Consider the following 403-nt stretch of genomic DNA (forward strand, 5'->3'; position numbering starts at 1 on the left):
GCGCCCAACAAGCCGAAGAACGCGCCCAACAGGAGGCAGAACACGCCCAACAGGAGGCAGAACGCGCCCAACAGGAGGCACAACGCGCCCAAAAAGCAGAAGAACGCGCTCAACAGCAGGCAGAACGCGCCCAACAGCAGGCAGAACGCGCCCAACAGGAAGCAGAACGCGCCCAACAGGAAGCAGAACGCGCCCAACAGGAAGCAGAACGCGCTAACCGCCTGGCGGAAAGACTGCGGGAATTAGGCATTGACCCTGATGCTATGTAAGGGAAAAAGTTGAACCAGTTTAGGCACAGAACCCACCCCAAGGAGGCAACATGGTAACAGAGATTAAAACCACTCCCAAAACCCCAATTATCTACCCCGAAAGCGACGGTCAACCTATGGCAGAAAACACCGAC

Annotated in this window: 1 protein-coding gene; it reads left to right on the forward strand. The window is 56.6% G+C overall.

What is annotated here, in order from left to right:
• Nucleotides 1-269 (forward strand): hypothetical protein (locus P5683_RS25930; RefSeq protein WP_315642165.1); only part of this gene is annotated, 269 nt, incomplete at its 5' end.
• Nucleotides 270-403: the final 134 nt, after the last annotated feature.

It is taken from the genome of Limnospira sp. PMC 1279.21 (assembly GCF_032349615.1).
In the GTDB taxonomy this organism is placed as follows: Bacteria; Cyanobacteriota; Cyanobacteriia; order Cyanobacteriales; family Microcoleaceae; genus Limnospira; species Limnospira fusiformis.